We start from the raw sequence: 21,800 nt of genomic DNA, 5'->3' as shown, positions 1-21,800 counted from the left end.
TTGGGATAACGATGTCGCGACGTCGCATAGCGCGCGGCGGCCGCGGGGGCAACGCGCCGCGGCGGTCCGGCCTTACTTGCGGAAGCTGTCTAGGCTGACGACGTCGGCATCCTTGCGCGGCGGCTCGTCGTCCTCTGTGTCGTCGCCATCGGGCGCGACGCGCAGCGGTTCGTCCTCGTCGTCCTCTTCGCTGTCCTGCGTCTCGAAGCGCAGGCCGAACTCGACGGAGGGGTCCACGAAGGTCTTGATCGCGTCGAAGGGAATGTAGAGCCGCTCCGGCGCATCGCCGAAATTGAGCGTCACGGCAAAGCCCTCGTCGGTGACGTCGAGCTCGTCGAACCAGTGCTGCATCACCACCGTCATCTCGCCCGGATACCGATCCGACAGCCAGTCCGCGATCTCGACATCCGGATGCGCCGTGTCGAACGTGATGAAGAAATGATGGTCGCCCGGCAGTCCGCGCACGGCCACATCCGTAAGAACCTCCTGGATGAGGCCACGCATCGCGCGATGCATAAGATTGCCGTAGTCGATGCCTTGGGACATGACCTGTCGCCCTTCCCGTTGCGTGCCGGCAGCATATTGCATCTGACACCAGATGAAAGGGCACGCGCCGAAAAACCGCGACACCGGTCTTGTGCCTGATTTCGCGTCAGATCAGGCCCAGCGCGCCACCCGCCAGAGCAGCCACCAGAAGCGTCAAGACGGGGCCGCGCCCGAGCCCGATCATCATGGTCGCGGCCAGCGCCGTGAGCGCCACGGCCCGCCAATCGAGCGTTCCGGGCACCGGCAGAGACACCTCCAGCGCGCCGACCTGGCGCACCTCGCCGAAGAGGACGTGGATGGTGAACCAGATCGACAGATTGAGGATCACCCCGACGACCGCCGCGGTGACCGCGGACAGCGCACCCTGCAGCCGTGGCCGCGCAAGAAGCGATTCGACGTGGCCGGCGAAGGCGAAGATCCACAGAAAGCACGGCACGAAGGTCATCCAGAGCGTCAGCAGCCCTGCCGCAAGCGCCGCAGCGATACCGCCGGCCCCGAAGCCGGCGAGCATGCCGACGAACTGCGTCACCAGGATCAGCGGCCCCGGCGTCGTCTCGGCGAGGCCCAGCGCATCGATCATCTCGCCGGCCGACAGCCAGCCGTTCGTCTCGACCACGACGTCGGACATGTACGCCAAGACCGCGTACGCGCCGCCGAAGGTGACCACAGCGAGCTTTGCGAAGAAGGCCGCGAGATCGAAAAAGAGCGTCGCGCCGGACAGCCACAGGATCGGCAGCGGCAGCAGCCACAGCGCGGCCCAGACCGCGATGGTCCGCCAGGGCAGGGCGGGCACGGCCTCGGGCGCCGGCCCATCCATGGTCTCGCGCCGTGTCACGAACCCGAAGAGCGCGGCGGCCGCGACGATCGCGGGAAACGGGACCGAGAACACATAGATTGCCACGAAGGCCGCGCCGGCGAGCGCCACCATCGCGCCGCCGGTCAGCCCCTTTCGCGTGAGCCGGAAGAGCGCCTGCACCACGATAACGATCACTGTGGCCTTCACGCCCAGCAGCACGGCATCGACGCCGGGGGCCGTGCCGAGCGTGACATAGGCCAGCGCCAGTGCCGCGATCACGAGTGCGCCCGGAGCCACGAACAGCCCTCCGGCGATCAGACCGCCGGGAATGCCGCGCAGACGCCAGCCGGCATAGGTCGCGAGCTGCATCGCCTCGGGGCCCGGCAGCAGCATGCAGAAGCTGAGCGCGTTGAGATATTGCCGCTCTGTCAGCCACGGCCGTTCTTCGACGCATTCGCGATGCATCAGCGCGATCTGCGCCGCCGGCCCGCCGAAGGACAACCATCCGATGCGATGGAACACGCGCGCGAGGTCGGGCAGGGTCGGCTGGAGCATCGCCACACGGCTATCGGCGGGCTGCGACGAATTCATGACGCCCGTTCAGCCATGCACAAAAGTCCGCATCTGGGATGAAATGCAGGCTTCTGTTGCCAGGTGCCTGCGAACCCCGCCAGCCCTTGCTAGAGGAACTGGACTTCAGATTTCGGTCTTTCGCACCGCTTACGCGGCGAGAGCGACCGGAGCACGATTGTCGTTGGCAATTATGCTTAGTGAACCGATAACGGTGGTATCTCACCGGGACAAAGCTACCCCTTTACACGTTCGTCGATCCTGTTTCGGCCCCATGATCCCCCAACGACGGGATGTTTGGTGGAGCCGCCGGGTACCGCCCCCGGGTCCGATCCGCTTATTACGAGCGCGTTTATGCCCATAGTCTCTTGCGAGACAGTTCAAAGATAGTCGGGACACGGCCCCGTGAAAAGAGGGGGCGCGCGGATTCTCTCGACACTTGCGCGGGTTCGGTGCTGCGTCGCTTGCAAGACCGCACAGCAGGCGCAGCCGCGCCGTTCGTTTCCTCGTCAGTCCCGACATCGGGCATCAGCGCGATACAGCGCGGCTTCGGACGACCCGGCAAGCGACGTCAGCCTGATCGCCGAGCGTCGCACTTATCGGCGTGAGCCTGCCTTGCGCGGGCTGCCGGAGCAGCATTGCCAGCCGGTGGCGCTTCGGCCAACTTCGTCGACGTTGCGAAGCCCGGAGAGCCCCGCCCATGATCGATGCCGCCTATTGCGTGCAGATGGCGCGCTACAACGCCTGGCAGAACCGCCAGCTCAAGTCCGCCCTCGGGGCGCTGTCGCGCGACGACCTGATGCGCGATCGCGGCGCGTTCTTCGGATCGATCTTCGCCACGCTGAACCATCTGCTCTGGGCCGATGGCGTGTGGCTGTCCCGGCTCGCCGGGACAGCCCGGCCCGACGGCGGCATCGCCGAGAGTGTCGCGCTCACGGCGACGCTGGACGCATGGGAGATCGCGCGCTTTCGCCGTGATGCGGAGATGGTGCTGTGGTCAGAGCGGCTGCGCAGCGTCGAGCTGACCGGCATGCTGTCATGGTATTCCGGCGCCGAAGGGCGCACTGTCGAGCGTCCGCGCGCGGTCTGCGTGATGCACATGTTCAACCATCAGACCCACCATCGCGGACAGGTTCACGCCATGCTCAGCCAGGCCGGGGTGCGCGCCCCTGTTTCCGATCTCGCCTTCATGCCGGACGACGCGCGCGTGCTGTGACGCGCTTCGGGTTGCCTTCGCTCAGCTCTGCGGTAGGTCTTTCGGGGTAACAACCGCGCGAGGGAGGCAGCATGATCCGGGCCCTGTTAGTCGAGAAGGACGAGGAGAGCGGCCAGACCCATGCGGAGGTCAAGAACATCTCCGAGGACGATTTGCCCGAGGGCGAGGTCACCGTCGCGGTCGAATATTCCACGCTCAATTACAAGGACGGCCTGTGCATCGGGCCCGGCGGCGGGCTGGTGCGCCGCTATCCGCACGTGCCTGGCATCGATTTTGCCGGAACCGTGGACTCGTCGAACGACGACAGGTACGCGCCCGGCGACCGCGTGGTGCTGACCGGTTGGCGCGTCGGCGAGGCGCATTGGGGCGGCTATGCGCAGAAGGCGCGTGTAAAGGCCGATTGGCTCGTGCCGCTCCCCGAAGGACTCGACACCCGGTCCGCGATGGCCGTGGGCACTGCCGGCTTTACCGCAATGCTCGGCGTCATGGCGCTCGAGGCGCATGGCCTCGCGCCGGGGCAGGGGCCGGTTCTGGTCACCGGCGCGTCGGGCGGCGTGGGATCGGTCGCGACCGCGATCCTCGGCCGGCTCGGCTACGAAGTCGCCGCCGTCACCGGTCGCCCCGAAAGCGCGGACTACCTGCGCGACCTCGGCGCGACCCAGATCGTCCCGCGAGAGGATCTGGCCGAGACGACGAAGCGGCCGCTCGAGGCCGAAACCTGGGCCGGATGCATCGACGCGGTGGGCGGCGCCATGCTGGCGCGCGTTCTCGGCCAGATGAAATACGGGTCGTCTGTGGCTGCAGTGGGCCTCGCGGGAGGCGCGGATCTTCCGGCGAAGGTCGTGCCCTTCCTGCTGCGCGGCGTGAACCTCCTCGGGATCGACAGCGTGATGCAGCCCTACGACAGTCGGCTTGCCGCGTGGGAGCGGATCGGCCGCGACCTGCCGCTCGAGAAGCTCGAGGCGATGGTTCATCCGGCCACCCTCGACGACCTGCCGGCACTGGGCGCCGACATCCTGAAGGGCCGCGTGCGCGGTCGGGTCGTGGTCGATGTGAACGGCTGACGGTGGCCGCCGCCGTCCGTGGAGTGTCTCCGCGCGCGCGAACGCACGTCCACCTACGCGGTTTCGTAGCGACCCCGGTTTCTTTTTCACGAAGTATTACAGCGTGTTCCGCGCTCTTTTCGGCCTACGCGGCATTTGTCCGTCGAAGCGGTGGTGTTTCGGCGGCCCCTCGCGTTACTTCGCCATTCGTGCAAAGATACCCGAAACCGCAACAACAGGAGGGACTTGCCAATGACGGACACATCGTCGTCCGAAGGCTTGGACATTCCGTCACCGGACGGAGAGGTCAACACGATCGACACGACCTATGAGGTCGGTCAGGACAACATCACCCCATCGATCGGTCCGCTTGTCTTCGACATTCACAACCCGGTCTTCCTGATCTCGTCGCTGACAACGCTTGGCTTCGTGCTCGTCACGCTGATCTTCCAGGATCAGGCGTCGGCCGTGTTCAACTGGTTGTTCACCTTCGTCACCACGACGTTCGACTGGTTCTTCCTGTCGGCCGCCAACATCTTCGTCATCTTCTGCCTCGCGCTGATCGTCAGCCCCTACGGCGCCGTCAGGCTCGGGGGCACCGCGGCCGAGCCCGACTTCGGTTACCTGTCGTGGTTCGCGATGCTCTTCGCCGCGGGCATGGGCATCGGCCTCATGTTCTTCGGCGTTCTGGAACCGGTGTATCACATGCAGGTGTCGGGACCGCTCGGTCTCGAGGGCCCGCTGAACGAGGACGGCAGCGTGAATGCCGATCTCGTCGAGCAGGCCCGCGCGCACGGTCTCGCCGCGACCATCTTCCACTGGGGTCTGCACCCCTGGTCGATCTACGCGGTGGTCGCGCTGGCGCTGGCGCTCTTTACCTACAACAAGCAGCTCCCGCTCTCGATCCGTTCGGCGTTCTTTCCGATCCTCGGCGATCGCGTCTGGGGCTGGCCGGGTCACATCATCGACATCATCGCGGTATTCGCGACACTCTTCGGCCTGACGACATCGCTCGGCCTGGGCGCTCAGCAGGCAAGTTCGGGTCTGCACTACGTCTTCGGACTGCCCGAGGGTCTCAACACACAGATCATCGTCATCATCGGCGTGACGTGCGTGGCGCTCGTGTCGGTGGTTCGCGGGATCGACGGCGGGGTGAAGCTCCTGTCGAACATCAACATGTTCTTCGCCGCGGTGCTTCTGCTGTTCGTGTTCTTCGCCGGACCGACGATGCAGATCCTCAGCGACTTCTGGACCGGTCTGTCGACCTATGTCCGGGATGTCGTGCCGCTGTCCAACCCGATCGGGCGTGACGACGACAGCTTCCGCGAGAGCTGGACCTCGTTCTACTGGGCGTGGTGGATCTCCTGGTCGCCGTTCGTGGGCATGTTCATCGCCCGCGTCAGCCGGGGCCGCACGGTGCGCGAGTTCATCACCTGCGTGATCCTGATCCCGACCGTGGTGTCGATTTTCTGGATGGCGACGTTCGGCGGCACCGCCATCACCCACGTGATCGAGCAGGGGACAGAGAGCGGCGTCTACGAGAACGTCATCGCCAACTACAACGACTCGATCGCCATGTTCGCGATGTTCGGAGACATGCCGCTGACGATGGTCACCTCGACGCTGGGTATCATCCTCGTGCTGGTGTTCTTCATCACGTCGTCGGACTCCGGCTCTCTCGTGATCGACACGATCACCGCCGGCGGCAAGACCGAGGCGCCCACCGCGCAGCGGGTCTTCTGGGCGACCACGGAGGGCATCGTGGCCATCGTGCTGCTGATCGGTGGCGGTCTTACCGCGCTGCAGGCGATGGTGAACGCGACCGGCATCATCTTCACGGTGGTTCTGCTGGTGCTCTGCTTCTCGACGCTGAAGGCGCTGGCGAGCGAACCGCGGTAGGCTTCGCGGACGCGCACCGCACAACACATCGCTCGGGGCCCCGCAGGATCTGCGGGGCCCCGTTTCTTTGGGGCGCGTCGGTCAGATCGCCTTCATCAACCGCAGGGCATCGTAGATCGCGGCGTGCGTGTTGCGGGCCGCCACCGCGTCGCCGATCCGGAAGAGGCTGAAGGCGCCGTCGGGATTGCGCACGATGTCCTGCGCATGACCGGCCACGAGCGCTTCGTGATCGACGGCGCCGTGGTTGCGCGAGGCCGGGCGAAGATCGAAGTAGATCTCGTCGAGCGGGCGTGTGCCCTGGTTCACCACCACCTGATCCACGTCGCGGGTGCGGGTGGCCGGTCCGTAATCGGTGCCCAGCGTCGCGCGCAACGCGTTGCCCTCGCGCCCCACCGCGTCGAGCCGCCACCCGAGCGTCACCGTCACGTCCAGCGCCTGCAGCTTGCGCAGCGCCGGCGTCAGCGACATGGCCATCACCTCGGACGACAGCTGTGTGTCGCGGGTCACGAGCTCGACCCGCGCGCCGGCTTCGGCCAGCGCCTCGGCCGCCTGAAGCGCCGCGTAGTCCCCCGCGTCGTCCCAGATGAGAACCTCGCGGCCGGGCGCCGCATCGCCCGACAGGATGTCCCACGCGGTCACGACGAGCTCGTCGCCGCCCGCCGGCAGTTCCGCATGCGCGAGTCCGCCGGTGGCGACGATCACCACGTCGGGCGCGTCCTCCGTCACGGTGTCGGCCTCGGCAAAGCTGTTGAAGCGAAACTGCACGCCCATGCGTTCGCATTCGGCAACGCGCCAGTCGACGATCTGCATCATCTCCGAGCGGCGACGGGTCCGTGCGGTCAGCCGGATCTGGCCCCCGGGGTCGGACGCGGCCTCGTGCACGGTCACCTCGTGCCCGCGCGCCGCCGCCACCCGCGCCGCCTCGAGCCCTCCGGGACCGGCACCGATGACCACCACGCGGCGCGACACCCCGGCGGGTGCGATCCGGTGCGGCTCGCTCAATTCGCGGCCCGTGGCCGGATTGTGCAGGCAAAGCGCGGCACCGCCCTGGTAGATCCGGTCGAGGCAGTAGTTCGCGCCGACGCAGGGGCGGATCCGGTCCTCGGTGCCGGCGCGGATCTTCTCGACGATATGCGGGTCGGCGATGTGCGCGCGCGTCATCCCGACCATGTCGAGCTTGCCGCTCGCGACCGCGTGCCGCGCCGTGGCGATGTCCTGTATCTTGGCTGCGTGGAAGGTGGGAAGCCTCGTTTCGGCCCGGACCTCCCCGGCGAAGTCGAGATGCGGCGCGCTCGCCATGCCCTGCACCGGGATCACGTCGGTCAGACCGGCATCGGTGTCGATATGCCCGCGGATGACGTTCAGGAAATCGACGAGCCCCGAGTCGCGCAGGCGGCGCGAGATCTCGAGGCCCTCGTCGCGTGTGATGCCCCCGGCGACGCTTTCGTCGGCGGAGTACCGCATCCCGACGATGAACTGCTGGCCGACGCGCGCACGGATCGCCCGCAGGACGTCGAAAGTGAAGCGCATCCGGTTCTCGAGATCCGGTCCACCATACGGCCCGTCGAGCGCGTTCAGCCGCGGCGACCAGAACGCATCCATCAGGTGCCCGTAGGATTCGATCTCGATCCCGTCGAGCCCGGCAGCCTGCATCCGTTCGGCCGCCGCGGCGTAGTCCTCGGTCAGACGCTCGATGTCCCAATCCTCGACGACCTTGGGAAAGGCGCGGTGCGCCGGCTCGCGCTCCGGGCCGGCGGACACGGTGGGCAGCCAATCGCCCCGGTCCCACCGGGTGCGCCGCCCGAGATGGGTGAGCTGGATCATCACCGCGCAGCCCTCGTCGTGGCACGCATCGGTCAGCCCCTTCATCCAGCCGACCACTTCGTCTTTCCACGCGAGGATGTTGTTGAAGGCCGGCGGGCTGTCGCGGCTGACGAGGGCAGAGCCCGCGGTCATCGTCAGGGCCAGACCGGCCCGCGCGCGTTCAACGTGATAGGCCCGATATCGCTCCTTCGGCATGCCGTCCTCCGCATACGACGGCTCGTGCGCCGAGATCATCAAACGGTTGCGCAGTTCGAGGTGTTTCAGCCGAAACGGCTGGAGAAGGGGATCGGTGGACATGGGCGCGCTCCTCGGGTTCGGCGCCCGGATCAGGGCGCCTGCCGACATCCGTTCCGCAAAATGTTCACCGGTGTCAAGTTTGGAGACTGCAGTGTTTATTTTTTGCTGGCGCATCGGCGCCCATTGGCCTAGCGACAGGGCATGGGTGAGGGCGGTACACGGGACGCAGCCGGGGCGGCTGCCGGGGCGGCGGGCTGGCGCGGCTCCCGGGCGCTGTGGCTCGACACCGCGCGCGCGGCCTTCGTCGAGAGCGGCCTCGACGCCGTGAAGATCCAGCCGCTCGCCGCGCGGCTCGGCCTGTCTCGCACCAGTTTCTACTGGTTCTTCCGCGATCGCGCCGCGTTGCTCGACGCGCTGCTCGAGACGTGGGAGGCGCAAAACACTGGTCGTCTTGCGGCGGCCTGCAACGCCTACGCGGCGACCGCACCCGAAGCGATGCTGAACCTGATCGGCGCGTTTCTCGACCCTGACGGCTTCGACCCCGGGCTCGACCTTGCCGTGCGCGGCTGGGCGCACAGATCGGCGGCGGTGACCGAACGGGTCAATGCCGCCGACATCGAGCGACTGCGCGCGATCCGAGCGCTGTTCGAGCGCTGGGGGTTCACCGGGGCGGAGGCCGATACCCGCGCGCGCACGGCATACCTCGTGCAGATCGGCTATATCGCACTGCAGACGGACGAGACCCTCGCGACCCGGCTGGAGCGGGTGCCGAGCTACGTGAAGGTCTATTGCGGCGAGGCGCCGTCCGAGGCGGACCTCGCGCGGTTCCGCGCCCGGTTCGGCGCCGCGGGCTAGTGGCCCGCGCCGATGAGCGTGCAGATCCGCCGCGTCGCGGCCTCGTACCCCTCGATCCCGAACCCGGCGATGACGCCGTCGGCCCGGCCGGACACGTAGGAATGGTGGCGGAAGGCCTCGCGGCGATGCACGTTCGACACGTGAACCTCGATCACCGGCCCCTCGAAGGCGTTCAGTGCATCGAGGATCGCGATTGACGTGTGCGTGAATGCGCCGGGATTGATGACGATGGCTGTTGCACTCTCGCGCGCCTCGTGGATCCAGTCGATCAGAACGCCTTCGTGGTTCGATTGCCGCAAATCGATCGACACGCCCGCGGGACAGACCGCGCGGCAACGCGCCTCCACGTCGGCGAGGGTCTCATGGCCGTAGATCTCGGGCTCGCGCCGGCCGAGGAGGTTCAGGTTCGGACCGTTCAGGATCAGGATCGTCTGCATGTGGGCTTTCACGGCTCGCTGCTCTGTCCGACTGTCATAGCCGCGGCGCACCGCCGGCTGCAATCGCCGCGTCGCCGTTCGGTGCGGCGCCCGCGTTGACAGCATGCGCCCGCCTGCGTCATCTGCGCCCGAAACGCTGACGCAGGGGGCCTGCCATGACCGAAACCGCATCGATCGGACGCTACCAGCCGAACGAGCGCGCCGCGCTCGCCGAGACGTTCGACGCGCTGCACCTCGACCGGCTGTCGGACCTTGCGCGCGTCGATGCGCCAGAGCGCGCAGCGATCCGCGCCGTCGCCTACAAGGGCCATGCCCCTTTCGGCCCGGCCGAGATGGATCTTCTTCCGTCGCTCGGACTCATCGCCAACTATGGCGTCGGCTACGACGCGATCGACCTTGACGCGGCGCAGGCGCGGGGCGTTCGCGTGACCAACACGCCCGACGTGCTGACCGACGACGTGGCCGACCTCGCCATCGGGTTGTGGCTCATGCAGCGCCGCGAGATGGAGCAAGCGAGCCGCTGGGCCCGCGAGGGTCACTGGAAGGCGAAGGGCGAATACCGCCTGAACACCCAGGCGAGCCGCGGCACCGCCGGGATTCTCGGGCTGGGGCGGATCGGCCGGGCGATTGCCCGCCGGCTCGAGGGCTTCGGCATGGAGATCCACTACCACTCCCGCAGCGAGAAGGAGACGCCAGGCTGGCGCTACCACGCCGATCCGGTCGCGCTCGCCGAGGCCGTCGACACGCTCTTCGTCGCGCTGGTCGGCGGGGCCGAGACCGAAGGCATGGTATCGGCCGAGGTCATCCACGCGCTGGGCGATCGCGGCGTTCTCGTCAACATCGCGCGGGGATCCTTGGTGGATGAAGACGCGCTTCTCGACGCGCTGGAGGCCGGGCGGATCGCCGGAGCGGGGCTCGACGTGTTCCGCGGCGAGCCCGACATCGACCCGCGGTTCTACGCGCTGCCCTCGGTGGTGATCCAGCCGCATCAGGGGTCCGGGTCCCGCCAGACGCGCGCGGCGATGGCGGCGCTCCAGCGCGAGAACGTGGCGGCCTTTCTCGACGGTCGGGACCTGGCGACGCCGGTGATCTGAAGGCGCGGGCCGAGCGGGGGCAGGCGCTGTCGCCCCGGTCCCGCCGGAGGCCGCGACCGCGCAGGGCCACGCCGGCCGACACGACATGTGCCCGCGGGGCGGAACGATTGGTGCAGGAAGGGAGACGGCATGAAATTGTTGCGATATGGCCCGCCGGGGCAGGAAAAGACGGGGCTGCTGGAGGCCGACGGACAGGTGCGCGACCTGTCGGCGCACGTGCCGGTCCTCGCCGGCGACGCCGTGGCGCTGCCGGCGCTCGACGCGCTGCGCGCCCTCGACCCCGCCGACCTCCCGGTCGTGGAGGCGCCGGGCCGGACCGGCGCCTGCCTCGCCTCGGTGCCGACCTTCTACTGTATCGGTCTGAACTACGCGCGCCACGCCGCCGAAACCGGCGCCACCCCGCCGGAGGAGCCGATCGTCTTTTCCAAGGCGGCCTCCGCGCTGGCCGGGCCCGACGATCCCCTGGCGATCCCGCCGGGATCGACCAAGACCGACTGGGAGGTCGAACTGGGCGTGGTGATCGGCCAGGACTGCTGGCAGGTGTCCGAGGCCGCGGCGCTCGATCACGTCGCCGGCTACTGCGTGGTCAACGATGTCTCCGAGCGGGAATGGCAGATCGAGCGCAAGGGCCAGTGGATCAAGGGCAAGTCCGCGCCGGGCTTCGGCCCGGTCGGCCCGTGGCTCGTGACCGCCGACGAGGTGGCCGACCCGCAGGCCCTGGCGCTGTCGCTTACGCTGAACGGCGCCGCTACGCAGCGATCGAGCACCGCCGACATGATCTTCGGCGTGGCCGAGATCGTGGCCTACATGAGCCGTTTCATGCGCCTCGTGCCCGGCGACATCATCGCCACCGGCACGCCCGAGGGTGTCGGCATGGGCATGTCGCCGCACCGCTTCTTGCGCCCGGGCGACGTGATGGAGCTGAGCGTCGAGGGGCTCGGGACGCAGCGCCAGGAGGTGGTCTAGGGCTGACCGCGCTGGTGCGCGCGCGGGCCGGTGCGAGGGGCGCTGCCCCTCGCGCTCCCCGGAGTATTTGGACCAAGAAGAAGGTAGGGCGGAAGCGCCTCAGGCGAGGCCGAAATCGGCGCGGAGCGCGGGCATCTCGGCGTCGAGCCGGGCCCGTCCGTCGGGCGCCCGGCCGAGAACTGAGCGCGGGGCGTTCGGGCCGGTGTGAGGGGCGCTGCCCCTCGCGCTCCCCGGAGTATTTGGACCAAGAAGAAGGTCGGGCGGAAGCGCCTCAGGCGAGGCCGAAATCGGTGAGGAGCGCGGGCATCTCGGCGTCGAGCCGGGCCCGTCCGTCGGGCGTCCAGCCGAGCCCTGCGAGCGTGGCGCAGCCGAGCGCGCTGATCGGCGTGTCGGATGGCGGCGGCAGGGGGAGGGCGCGTCCGGCCGCGCGTGCGGCGCAGGCGATCAGTTCGCGGCGGTCGAGCAGGATGTCGGAGACATGAACCGGCCCCGGCGCCGCGTCCTGGGCGACCAGACGGAAGAGGGCATCGGCGAGATCGGCGCCGTGAACCTCGGTGCCGCGCCGCGGCGCGAGAGTCTCTCCGGCGAAGGCGGCGCGCAGTTCGGCCTGCCATTTCCGCCAGTCGGGCGGAGCGGCCCGGGGCGGGGCCGCAGGGGAGCGGCCGAAAATCCCGGTCGCGCGCAGGGCCCATCCGGCGCAGGACAGGTCGGCGAGATGGGTCTCCGCAGCCGCCTTGGTCCGGCCGTAGAGCGAGGCGGGCGCGGGCGGCGTGCCCTCGGGCAGCGACGTGCCCGGCGGCAGCGCGTCGAAGACCGCGCGCGAGGACAGGAACGCCACCCGCGGCACACCTGCCGTCGCCGCGGCGTCGAAGAGCCTGCGGGTGCCGTCGAGATTGGCCGCGATGAAGCCGTCGGGATCGTCGCCTTCTCCGCCACGGTAGCGGCCGGGACGGTGGGAGAGGGCGAGGTGGACCAGCAGGTCGATGCCGGCGAGATCGGGCGGTGGCGCGGCAAGATCGTAGGGCATGTGCGCGAGCCCGACGCCCGGGTCACGGCGCGTCAGGGCGGTGACATGGTGGCCGTCGCGCCGCGCGCGGGCGACGACGAAGCGGCCGACATAGCCGGTGGCGCCGGTGACGGCGATCCTCATGCCGGCGGGGCGGGCAAGGCTGCGAGGTCGGGCGTCTCGCCGGCCGCGTAGGCGTGCCAGAGCGCGATCAGCGGCGCGAGACGATCCGCCTTCGCGTGCGCCGTCCACGGTTTCTCGTACTGGAAATGCAGCACGCGGATCGCCTGCCAGTCCCACAGGGCGGGCAGGGTGAACCAGACATATTGCAGCACGTTGTCGAAGACCGGCAGGCCGTGCCAGTCGGGAAAGAAATCCTGCAGGAAGGTCTGGTCGGTTCGTTTCCAGTAGGCGCCCGGCGCGTCGAGCCGGGCGAGCATGCGTGCGAAGGTCGTCGGGTCGGGCCGGGCCGTGAAGACGCCGGAGTTCATCCGGTGGAAGTCGCCGAGGCTTTCGTAGACGTTGGGCGCCGCGCAGAACTCGGGGTAGTCGAACAGCCGGTCGATCGGGCGCAGCACCAGCGTGTCGGCGTCGAGGAAGACGACGCGCTCGTAGTCGAGCTGCCACAGCCGCAGCTTGGCGAAATTGTCGAGAGGCGTATGGAAGGGCGGCTTCTCGCCTTTGGTGAAGGGATTGTTGCCGTGAATCCGGTCCTTCGCGTGAGCGGCGTTGAACGCGGCGCTCGTCGGCAGGAGATCGGTCTCGACGAGCCGTGCGCCGCGCTCGCGGAGAGTGGCGCGCGCGTCCCCCGGGACCGCCGCGGTGTGCAGGACCACGCGATCCGCGTCGGTGCCGGTCAGCGACAGCGAGTGCAGCAGCGCCGCGGCGCCGCGGGCGAAGTCGGCGTTCGTGACGAGGGTGACGAAGGCCCGGGACGACCGGGCCTCCCGCTCGGGGCGGAGCGCGCTCACGAGACGGACTTGAGCGCCTTGCCCTCGGGGTCGCGTTCCACGCGGGAGCCGAGATCCTTCGTCCAGGCCGACACCGCGGGAACGCGGGAGCGGTCGATACGGTGGGCGAACTTTTTCGCGACGTCCACGACCTCGGACAGGAGCCCCTCGGCCAGCGTCGTCGGATCGAGGCCGAGCGCGAGGAACTGGTCGTTCTTCACGATCAGGTCGTTCTCGGGCGCTTCCTTGCGCGGGTTCGGCAGGTAGGCGACCTTCGCGCCGGTCAGCTTGGCCACCAGCTCCGCAAGGTCGCGCACGCGGTGCGTTTCGGTCATCTGGTTGAAGATCTTCACCCGGTCGCCGGCCTCGGGCGCGTCGTCCAGAGCGAGTTCGATGCAGCGCACGCTGTCGCGGATGTGGATGAAGGCTCGGGTCTGTCCGCCGGTGCCGTGCACGGTCAGCGGATGGTCGATCGCCGCCTGGATCAGGAAGCGGTTGAGCACGGTGCCGTAGTCGCCGTCGTAGTCGAAGCGGTTGATGAGCTGTTCGTGCCGCCGCGTCTGGTCCGTATGGGTGCCCCAGACGATGCCCTGGTGCAGGTCGGTGATCCGAAGGCCGTCGTTCTGGGCGTAGAACTGGAAGAGGATCTGATCGAGCGACTTGGTCATGTGATAGACCGAGCCCGGACGCGTGGGGTAGAGGATCTCCTGCGCTCTCTTGCCGTCCGGCGTGTCGATCTCGATGTCGAGATACCCCTCGGGGATCGGCGCGCCCACGCTCGAATACCCGTAGACGCCCATCGTGCCGAGGTGGACGAGGTGCGCGTCGATGCCCGACTCCACCATCGCTGCCAGCAGGTTGTGGGTGGCGTTCGTGTTGTTGGTGACCGTGTAGACCTTGTGGCGGTCACTCTTCATCGAGTAGGGCGCCGCGCGCTGTTCGGCGAAGTGCACGATGGCGTCGGGGCGATATTCGACCAGCCACGCCTTGAGCCGCTCGTATTCCTTGGCGAGGTCGAGCAGGTGGAAATGCAGGCTTTCGCCGGAAACCTCTTTCCAGATGCGGCAGCGTTCCTGGATCGAATCCATCGGCGTGAGCGACTGGACCCCGAGCTCGGTGTCGATCCAGCGACGGGACAGGTTGTCGAGGATATGGACCTCGTGGCCGGCTGCCGAGAGTTGCAGCGAGGTGGGCCAGCCGCAGAAGCCGTCCCCTCCGAGAATGGCGATGCGCATGGATGTCCTCCGTCCCGTCCGGTTGTTCTGCCGCGCGTGCGGCTGTCGTGCCCGCCGCATCGGTCGCGGCGAAATGGTGCGCCGCCGCCGCGGTCTTGCGGGCGCGGCGGCCGAGATTGACGCCGCGTCCTAGGCGCGCACCGTGTGAAAGTAAAATGACCCTTTTGCAACGCGCGGCAAGCGGCGCGGCACGCAGGCGCCGCCCGCGCGTCGTCCGATCCGGCGCGACGTCGGCCCGCCGATGGCTGCCCGCGGCGGGGCGCGAAGGGCCGGAGGACTGCCCGGATGCGCGCGCGGTCGGGGATCCGCGCGAAGGCGCACGGTTCCTGCGCGAGGGCGCATGGCCGCCACCCGGTCGGCGGGGGTGGCAGCGCGCCCGCGGTTTCCTAGCTCTTGCGCGTCGGTGCCCGCGCATCCGCGGGCGCACTGAAACGAAAGGACGCCGCGATGACCGAGGCAAAGCTTTTCACCCCGACGCGTGCCGGGGACATCGAGTTGAAGAACCGCATCGTCATGGCGCCGCTCACGCGCAACCGTGCGATGAACGACGACGACGCGCCGATGGACATGCATGTCGAATACTATACCCAGCGCGCTGGCGCCGGGCTGATCGTCACTGAGGCGACACAGATCACCCCCGAGGGCAAAGGCTACGCCTGGACGCCGGGCATCCATTCGGCGACACAGGTCGCCGCCTGGACGGAGGTGGTCGACGCCGTGCACGCCGCCGGCGGCAAGATCGTGATGCAGCTCTGGCATGTGGGCCGAATCTCGCACACTTCGCTGCAGCCCGACGGCCAGCCGCCGGTGGCACCGTCCGTGGTCCGCGCGAACGCGCCGACCTTCGACGGCGAGAAGATGGTGGATGTCTCCGAGCCGCGCGCGCTCCGGCTCGACGAAATCCCGCGCCTGATCGAGGAATACCGGACCGCGGCCGAGAACGCGAAGGCCGCGGGCTTCGACGGGGTCGAGGTGCATGCCGCGAACGGCTACCTGATCGACCAGTTTCTGAAAGACGGCCCGAACAAGCGCGACGACGCGTACGGCGGATCCTTCGAGAACCGCTCGCGCCTTCTGCTCGAGGTGCTCGATGCCGTCGAGGGCGTCTGGGGCGCCGGGCGCACCGGCGTGCGGCTGTCGCCGTTCTCGTCTGCGAACGACGCGACCGACAGCGATCCCGCGGCCTTGGCCGACCACCTCGTCGAGATCCTCAAGGATCGCGGCCTGGCCTACGTGCATATGATCGAGGGTCAGACCGGCGGGCCGCGCGACCTGCCCGAGGGTGCAGACCTGCGCGCGCTGAAGGATCGCCTCGGCACGACATGGATGGCCAATAACGGGTACGACCGGGACATGGCGATCGACCGTGTCGAACGCGGCGATGCCGACCTCGTCGCCTTCGGCGTGCCGTTCATCGCCAATCCGGACCTGCCGAAGCGGTTGGCCCGCAACACGGCGCTGAACGGCGCGGACAAGGACACCTTCTACGGTGGTGGGCGCGAAGGCTACACCGACTATCCGTTCCTCGAACAGAGCGCGGCGGCCGCCCAGACCGCGGCGGAGTGATCGCGGAGCGCATCGTGGCCGGGGCGCCGGAGTGCGGCGCCCCGGCTGCGCAGCATGCGCGTGACTGTCGCGGTGTCGAGGCTTTTCCAGACGGCCGAAAGGTTGCTAGACCGGGCCCGAAGCGAAGAGCGGGAAGGGCCGACTGATGCTGGAACTGACGCGGATCGCACATGGCGACATCGAGGATGCCCGCGCGCACGGAATCGATATCGATCCGCGCACGGCGATCCTGATGGCGCTGTCGCGCGACTGCATCAAGCTCGTGGGCCTCGATGGGTCGCTGCACTACATGTCACGCAACGGTCGCTGTGCGATGGAGATCGCGGATCCCGGTCCGATCTTCGGCCGCCTTTGGTGGACGCTCTGGCCAGAGGAGGCCCGACCGCGCCTGCGCGACGCAGTGGAGCTCGCGGCGTCGGGTCGCGACGTGTCCTTCGTGGCGGAATGCCCCACGGCGCGCGGCACGCCAGCATGCTGGAACGTGACCGTGACCGGCGTGCGCGCGACGCCCGATGCGCCGGTCAGCGAGCTCCTGGTCGTCTCGACGCTCACCGAAGAGCCGCCCTCCGAACTGACGGTTGCGTGACAGAGCGCGATCGAATGCCTACATATTGGGTATCGCGGCGAAGCGACCGCCGCCTTTTGTGTGGATAACCCGCGAAATCCGGGATGACGGGGCAAGAACGCGCTGGCGCGCCGCGCTTGAAAAGCGCTAGCCTCAGCCACAAGTCCTAGGTCTGAAGAGGAGGCGACCAGCGCTGCCGTTTGTCGGGGCCGGGCCGTCTTGCCGAGCAGAAGGAAGTCTCATGGAACAGCCTCTCAACTCCTCCTATCCGGTGCTGCCGCTGAGGGACATCGTGGTGTTCCCGCACATGATCGTGCCGCTGTTCGTCGGCCGCGACAAATCCGTGCGCGCACTGGAGGAGGTCATGCAGGACGACAAGCAGATCCTGCTGGCCAGTCAGATCGACCCGGCCGAGGACGACCCCACGTCGGATCGTATCTATACCGCCGGCGTGCTGGCCAACGTCCTGCAATTGCTCAAGCTGCCCGACGGCACCGTGAAGGTGCTGGTCGAGGGGCAGGGCCGCGTGAAGATCACCGAGTATCTCGAGAACGACTCGTTCTTCGAGGCGCGGGCCGAGAACATGCAGGAAATGCCGGGCGACGCGACCGCGATCAACGCGCTGGTCCGCTCGGTCGCCGACGAGTTCGGACGCTACGCGAAGATCAAGAAGAACATTCCCGAGGAGGCCCTGACCGCCGTCAACGACACGACGGAACCGGCGAAGCTCGCCGACCTCGTGGCCGGTCACCTCGGTATCGAGGTCAACCAGAAGCAGGAGCTTCTGGAGACGCTTGCCGTGTCCGACCGGCTGGAAAAGGTCTACGGCCTGATGCAGGGCGAGATGTCTGTCCTGCAGGTCGAAAAGAAGATCAAGACCCGCGTGAAGTCGCAGATGGAGCGCACGCAACGCGAGTATTACCTGAATGAGCAGATGAAGGCCATTCAGAAGGAACTCGGCGACGGCGAGGACGGCCAGAACGAGGTCCAGGAACTCGAGAAGCGCGTGTCCGAGACCAAGCTGTCGAACGAGGCGCGCGAGAAGGCCGAAGCGGAGATCAAGAAGCTCAAGAACATGAGCCCGATGTCCGCCGAGGCGACCGTCGTGCGCAACTACCTCGACTGGATGCTGTCGATCCCGTGGGGGACGAAATCCCGCGTGAAGAAGGATCTCGGCCGGGCCGAGAAGATCCTCGATGACGACCACTACAGCCTCGAGAAGGTGAAGGAACGGATCGTCGAGTATCTGGCCGTGCAGCAGCGCTCGAAAAAGCTGAAGGGGCCCATCATGTGCCTCGTCGGCCCGCCGGGCGTGGGCAAGACGTCGCTCGGGCAGTCGGTTGCGAAAGCGACTGGGCGCGAGTTCATCCGCATTTCGCTGGGTGGCGTGCGTGACGAGTCCGAGATCCGCGGCCACCGCCGGACCTATATCGGCTCGATGCCGGGCAAGATCATCCAGGCGCTGAAGAAGGCCAAGACGACGAACCCGCTCATCCTGCTCGACGAGATCGACAAGATGGGTCAGGACTTCCGCGGCGACCCGGCCAGCGCGATGCTCGAGGTGCTCGACCCCGAGCAGAACGCGACCTTTGTGGATCACTACCTCGAGGTCGAGTACGATCTGTCGAACGTCATGTTCCTGACGACGGCGAACTCCTACAACATGCCGGGCCCGCTTCTGGACCGGATGGAGATCATTCCGCTGTCGGGCTACACCGAGGACGAGAAGGCCGAGATCGCCAAGCGGCACCTGCTGCCCAAGCAGATCAAGAACCACGGTCTGAAGAAGACCGAGTTCGTGGTCGAGGATCAGGCGATGATCGACACGATCCGCTATTATACCCGCGAAGCGGGCGTGCGGAACCTCGAGCGGGAGCTGGCAAAGCTTGCGCGGAAGGCCGTCACGCAGATCGTCAAGAAGCAGGCGGACGTGGTTACCATCACCCCCGACAATCTGTCGGAGTATCTCGGGGTGCGCCGTCATCGCTACGGGCTGGCCGAAGACGAGAACCAGGTCGGTGTCGTCACCGGGCTCGCCTACACCTCGACGGGCGGGGACCTCTTGCACATCGAGGCACTGCGCCTGCCGGGCAAGGGCCGGATGAAGACGACCGGCACGCTTGGCGACGTGATGAAGGAATCGATCGACGCGGCATCCTCCTACGTTCGCTCTATCGCCCCGCAGGTGGGTATCAAGCCGCCGCGCTTCGAGAAGTGGGACATCCACGTTCACGTGCCCGACGGCGCCACGCCCAAGGATGGGCCGTCGGCCGGTCTGGCCATGGTGACAGCCATCGTGTCGGTGCTGACCGGCATCCCGGTCCGCAAGGACATCGCGATGACCGGCGAGGTCACGCTGCGCGGCAACGCCAGCGCGATCGGCGGCCTGAAGGAAAAGCTGCTCGCGGCGCTGCGCGGCGGGATCACGACCGTTCTCATCCCGAAGGAGAACGAAAAGGATCTGGCCGAGCTGCCTGACAACGTGAAGGACGGGCTGGACATCATCCCGGTCGGACACGTGTCCGAGGTTCTGGAACACGCGCTGATCCGCAAGCCGGAGGCCGTGGATTGGGACGAGGATGCCGAGGAGGCGGCTGTCGACGCGATGCAGCGTACCGACGACGGCAAGGAGCCGGGTGCAGTCGCCCACTGACGGAGCCACCTTCGGCTCGAGCGTTTCCGACGCCCCCGCGGCTACCCGCGGGGGCGTTTTTCGTTCGCGTGACAGGCTGTCTGCGTGTCGAGCAGGAACCATGGGCCGGGCCGATGCGCCGCCGCCCGGTCACACCTGCGGCAATATCGTGACCGATTGGGCAGATCTTGCGGCGCGATCCCATGATGGTACTAGGATTTTGGATGCGTCGTGGTATCGTTCGCGCCAGCGGCGGACCCGATCGGATCGGGCGCTGCGCAGCGAGCAGGGAGCCGTCAGGCATGGCCACATCGACATCGAACCGCCCGCAGGCTGCGGGCGCAGGCAGGAAAACCCGCGCGGCGCCGAATGTCGCAGCGCAGACCACCGCGACCGAGGAAACCGACGCGAACGAAACGGCCGAGGCTCGTCTCGATACCGCCGTCGCCGCGACGCTCGACCCAGCGTTGAAACCCGCGCACCAGCGCCGCGCGCTGCGCAAGCGCGAACTCATCGACCTCGTGGTGACCCGGTCGGGCATGAAGAAGAAGGATGCCAAGCCCGTCGTCGAGGCCGCGCTCGCGGTTCTCGGCGAACAGCTTGCCGACGGTCGCGAGCTGAACCTCGCGCCATTGGGCAAGGTGCGCGTGACCAAGCACAAGCAAGCCACGAACGGGCAGGTGCTCACAGCACGCATCCGGCAGCCCGATCCGTCGGGCCGGCGTCCCGCTGACGAGGCTGCGGACGGCAGCGACGAGGACGGTTCGGACCCTCTTGCACCAGCCGCGGAGTGAGTCTAAGACGCGCGGCACCGGGTGATTAGCTCAGTGGTAGAGCGCTTCGTTCACATCGAAGATGTCAGAAGTTCGAATCTTCTATCACCCACCATTTCCCCCTCCGATCGACTGGACCGGCACGCCGGGCGCGGCCCGACTGCGCCTGCGTGTCGCGTGCATGACATTCTTGCACAACCGCCCTTGCCTCGCGGGTTCAAGCCGTTAGCATGCCTGACGTCGCCGGTCCGCCGGGCGCGCAGGGAGGGGACAGGGGCCCGAACGGGCTCCGTCCCGGAGGCATGGCGCACCGCACGAAGGTCGGACGACGGTTCAGAGAGATACCGAAAAGGTCCTGAAGGGGAGGAAATCATGACAAAGATCACCAATCGCCGGGGCGCGCTGCGCACCCTGGCCGGGGCCGGCGCGGCCACACTCGCGGCACCGCATATCGCCGGGGCACAGGCCAACGGCACGACTTGGCGGATCCAGACGTCCTGGCCCGGCGGTGCGGGCTTGCAGATCTTCCGCGACTGGTGCGCCAGCATCCAGGAGAAGACCGGCGGCGAACTCGCGTTCCAGCCGTTCGGTGCCAACGACGTCGTCGGTGACTTCCAGCTCTTCGACGCGGTCAAGAACGGCGTGCTCGATGCGGTGAACCCGTTCACCATCTACGCGCAGGGCATCATTCCGGCCGCGACCTTCCTGACGTCGATTCCGCTCGGGCTGCGCAATCCGCACGAATTCGACGTGTTTTACTACGGTCTCGGCGGCATCGACATCGCGCGCGAGCTCTACGCCGCGCAGGGCATGCACTTCGTCGGCCCCGTGCACCACGGCCCGAACATCATCCACTCCAAGGTGCCGATCCGTTCGATCGACGATTTCGCCGGCCGCAAGATGCGCCTGCCGGGCGGCATGGTCGCCGACATCTTCTCCGAGATCGGGGCCGAGACCACCGTTCTGCCGGGGTCCGAGATCTTCCCGGCGCTCGAGAAGGGCACCATCGACGTGGCCGACTACGTGGGTCCGGCGGTGAACTACGCGCTCGGCTTCAGCCAGGTGACCGACTACATCGTCATGGGCCCTCCGGGCTTCATGTCGCTCTACCAGCCGGTGGACATCATGGACATCACCGTCGGCATGGACGCTTGGAACGCTCTCAGCGACGAGATGAAGCAGTTCGTCGAGATGGAGACTCACACCTATTCCGACATGCACCACGCCGCCATCCAGGCCGCGGACCAGGAAGCCTGGGTGAAGTTCGAGGAGGACGGCACCGAGGTGACGCGCCTGACCCAGGACGACGTGGAACTGATGACCGAAGTCGCCGTGCCGATCTGGTTCGACTACGCGAACCGCGATCCGCAGGCGGCGCGGGTCTTCGACATCCAGCTCAAGTACATGCAGTCGGGCTCGCTCGGCTACGTGGATCCGGCGCTGACCGACGGGCTGGAACTCAAGCTCTGACCGAATACGGGTGCGGGGGGCCTTCGGGCGCCCCGCCGCCATCGTCGCGCCCTGACGGCGCGCCCGTCCGACACCGCCGCGGGGCGCGCTCTCAGGGCGCGACCGCGCGCGCGACCGCCC

18 protein-coding genes, 1 tRNA gene and 1 other RNA gene are annotated in these 21,800 nt (G+C 67.8%); 12 read left to right on the top strand and 8 right to left on the bottom strand.

Features of this window, described 5'->3' with window-relative positions; all coding sequences use genetic code 11:
- Positions 1 to 72: 72 nt before the first annotated feature.
- The 3 genes from ROJ8625_RS10790 to ssrA form a co-directional block, all read right to left on the bottom strand.
- Entirely contained in the window at positions 73 to 546 is a 474-nt protein-coding gene (locus tag ROJ8625_RS10790) for an SspB family protein (RefSeq protein WP_085791878.1), read from the bottom strand.
- A gap of 106 nt (positions 547 to 652) precedes the next feature.
- Positions 653 to 1,897, bottom strand: a complete 1,245-nt coding sequence (chrA, locus tag ROJ8625_RS10785; RefSeq protein WP_085791923.1) for a chromate efflux transporter — start codon at positions 1,895 to 1,897, stop codon at positions 653 to 655.
- A gap of 78 nt (positions 1,898 to 1,975) precedes the next feature.
- Positions 1,976 to 2,328, bottom strand: a transfer-messenger RNA (tmRNA) gene (gene ssrA, locus ROJ8625_RS10780).
- A gap of 284 nt (positions 2,329 to 2,612) precedes the next feature.
- On the opposite strand from ssrA, the gene ROJ8625_RS10775 reads away from it, so the two are divergent.
- From ROJ8625_RS10775 to ROJ8625_RS10765, 3 genes are all read left to right on the top strand, one after another.
- Positions 2,613 to 3,128 carry a DinB family protein gene (locus ROJ8625_RS10775; RefSeq protein ID WP_085791877.1) on the top strand — a complete coding sequence of 172 codons (516 nt, stop codon included), beginning with the start codon at positions 2,613 to 2,615 and terminating at the stop codon, positions 3,126 to 3,128.
- A 71-nt stretch (positions 3,129 to 3,199) separates the two neighbouring features.
- Positions 3,200 to 4,192 carry an acryloyl-CoA reductase gene (acuI, locus tag ROJ8625_RS10770; RefSeq protein WP_085791876.1) on the top strand — a complete coding sequence of 331 codons (993 nt, stop codon included), beginning with the start codon at positions 3,200 to 3,202 and terminating at the stop codon, positions 4,190 to 4,192.
- Between the two features lie 231 nt (positions 4,193 to 4,423).
- A complete protein-coding gene (locus tag ROJ8625_RS10765; protein ID WP_085791875.1) occupies positions 4,424 to 6,070 on the top strand; it encodes a BCCT family transporter in 1,647 nt (548 codons plus the stop codon).
- An 81-nt stretch (positions 6,071 to 6,151) separates the two neighbouring features.
- On the opposite strand, the gene ROJ8625_RS10760 is transcribed toward ROJ8625_RS10765, so the two are convergent.
- Positions 6,152 to 8,191, bottom strand: a complete 2,040-nt coding sequence (locus ROJ8625_RS10760; RefSeq protein WP_085791874.1) for an NADH:flavin oxidoreductase — start codon at positions 8,189 to 8,191, stop codon at positions 6,152 to 6,154.
- A 141-nt stretch (positions 8,192 to 8,332) separates the two neighbouring features.
- Between ROJ8625_RS10760 and ROJ8625_RS10755 the strand changes: the two genes are divergently transcribed.
- The gene (locus ROJ8625_RS10755) at positions 8,333 to 8,986 is read left to right on the top strand and encodes a TetR/AcrR family transcriptional regulator (RefSeq protein WP_085791873.1); all 654 of its coding nucleotides are present in this window, start codon (positions 8,333 to 8,335) and stop codon (positions 8,984 to 8,986) included.
- Here the strand turns inward: ROJ8625_RS10755 and aroQ are convergent.
- A complete protein-coding gene (gene aroQ, locus ROJ8625_RS10750) occupies positions 8,983 to 9,423 on the bottom strand; it encodes a type II 3-dehydroquinate dehydratase (RefSeq protein WP_085791872.1) in 441 nt (146 codons plus the stop codon). The two genes, ROJ8625_RS10755 and aroQ, sit on opposite strands and share 4 nt — an antisense overlap.
- Positions 9,424 to 9,578: 155 nt before the next feature.
- Here aroQ and ROJ8625_RS10745 point away from each other — a divergent pair, with 155 nt between their 5' ends.
- Entirely contained in the window at positions 9,579 to 10,517 is a 939-nt protein-coding gene (locus ROJ8625_RS10745) for a 2-hydroxyacid dehydrogenase (RefSeq protein ID WP_085791871.1), read from the top strand.
- 129 nt (positions 10,518 to 10,646) lie between these two features.
- Complete coding sequence (locus ROJ8625_RS10740; protein ID WP_085791870.1) at positions 10,647 to 11,483, top strand: fumarylacetoacetate hydrolase family protein; 837 nt, start codon at positions 10,647 to 10,649, stop codon at positions 11,481 to 11,483.
- A gap of 271 nt (positions 11,484 to 11,754) precedes the next feature.
- Here the strand turns inward: ROJ8625_RS10740 and ROJ8625_RS10735 are convergent, their stop codons facing one another.
- The 3 genes from ROJ8625_RS10735 to ROJ8625_RS10725 are packed head-to-tail and all read right to left on the bottom strand — an operon-like array spanning position 11,755 to position 14,674.
- Complete coding sequence (locus tag ROJ8625_RS10735; protein ID WP_085791869.1) at positions 11,755 to 12,633, bottom strand: NAD-dependent epimerase/dehydratase family protein; 879 nt, start codon at positions 12,631 to 12,633, stop codon at positions 11,755 to 11,757.
- A complete protein-coding gene (locus tag ROJ8625_RS10730; RefSeq protein WP_085791868.1) occupies positions 12,630 to 13,460 on the bottom strand; it encodes a glycosyltransferase in 831 nt (276 codons plus the stop codon). The genes ROJ8625_RS10735 and ROJ8625_RS10730 overlap by 4 nt, the downstream gene beginning before the upstream one ends.
- The gene (locus ROJ8625_RS10725) at positions 13,457 to 14,674 is read right to left on the bottom strand and encodes an NAD-dependent epimerase/dehydratase family protein (protein ID WP_085791867.1); all 1,218 of its coding nucleotides are present in this window, start codon (positions 14,672 to 14,674) and stop codon (positions 13,457 to 13,459) included. The genes ROJ8625_RS10730 and ROJ8625_RS10725 overlap by 4 nt, the downstream gene beginning before the upstream one ends.
- Positions 14,675 to 15,121: 447 nt before the next feature.
- Between ROJ8625_RS10725 and ROJ8625_RS10720 the strand changes: the two genes are divergently transcribed.
- The 6 genes from ROJ8625_RS10720 to dctP all read left to right on the top strand — a co-directional run bounded on the left by ROJ8625_RS10720 (position 15,122) and on the right by dctP (position 21,680).
- Positions 15,122 to 16,240 carry an alkene reductase gene (locus ROJ8625_RS10720; protein WP_085791866.1) on the top strand — a complete coding sequence of 373 codons (1,119 nt, stop codon included), beginning with the start codon at positions 15,122 to 15,124 and terminating at the stop codon, positions 16,238 to 16,240.
- Positions 16,241 to 16,385: 145 nt separating this feature from the next.
- The gene (locus tag ROJ8625_RS10715) at positions 16,386 to 16,826 is read left to right on the top strand and encodes a PAS domain-containing protein (protein WP_085791865.1); all 441 of its coding nucleotides are present in this window, start codon (positions 16,386 to 16,388) and stop codon (positions 16,824 to 16,826) included.
- Between the two features lie 220 nt (positions 16,827 to 17,046).
- Positions 17,047 to 19,458 (top strand): endopeptidase La, encoded by a 2,412-nt coding sequence (gene lon / locus ROJ8625_RS10710; RefSeq protein ID WP_085791864.1) that lies wholly within the window; start codon positions 17,047 to 17,049, stop codon positions 19,456 to 19,458.
- Between the two features lie 281 nt (positions 19,459 to 19,739).
- Entirely contained in the window at positions 19,740 to 20,231 is a 492-nt protein-coding gene (locus tag ROJ8625_RS10705; RefSeq protein ID WP_085791863.1) for an HU family DNA-binding protein, read from the top strand.
- Between the two features lie 19 nt (positions 20,232 to 20,250).
- Positions 20,251 to 20,325: transfer RNA gene (locus tag ROJ8625_RS10700), tRNA-Val, on the top strand.
- A gap of 257 nt (positions 20,326 to 20,582) precedes the next feature.
- On the top strand, positions 20,583 to 21,680 hold the full coding sequence (gene dctP / locus ROJ8625_RS10695) for a TRAP transporter substrate-binding protein DctP (protein WP_085791862.1): 1,098 nt from the start codon (positions 20,583 to 20,585) through the stop codon (positions 21,678 to 21,680).
- Positions 21,681 to 21,800 lie beyond the last annotated feature (120 nt).

The organism is Roseivivax jejudonensis, assembly GCF_900172265.1.
Taxonomy (GTDB): domain Bacteria; phylum Pseudomonadota; class Alphaproteobacteria; order Rhodobacterales; family Rhodobacteraceae; genus Roseivivax; species Roseivivax jejudonensis.
The sequence above is the reverse complement of the archived record's forward strand: the minus strand, read 5'-3'. Positions and strand labels throughout refer to the sequence as shown.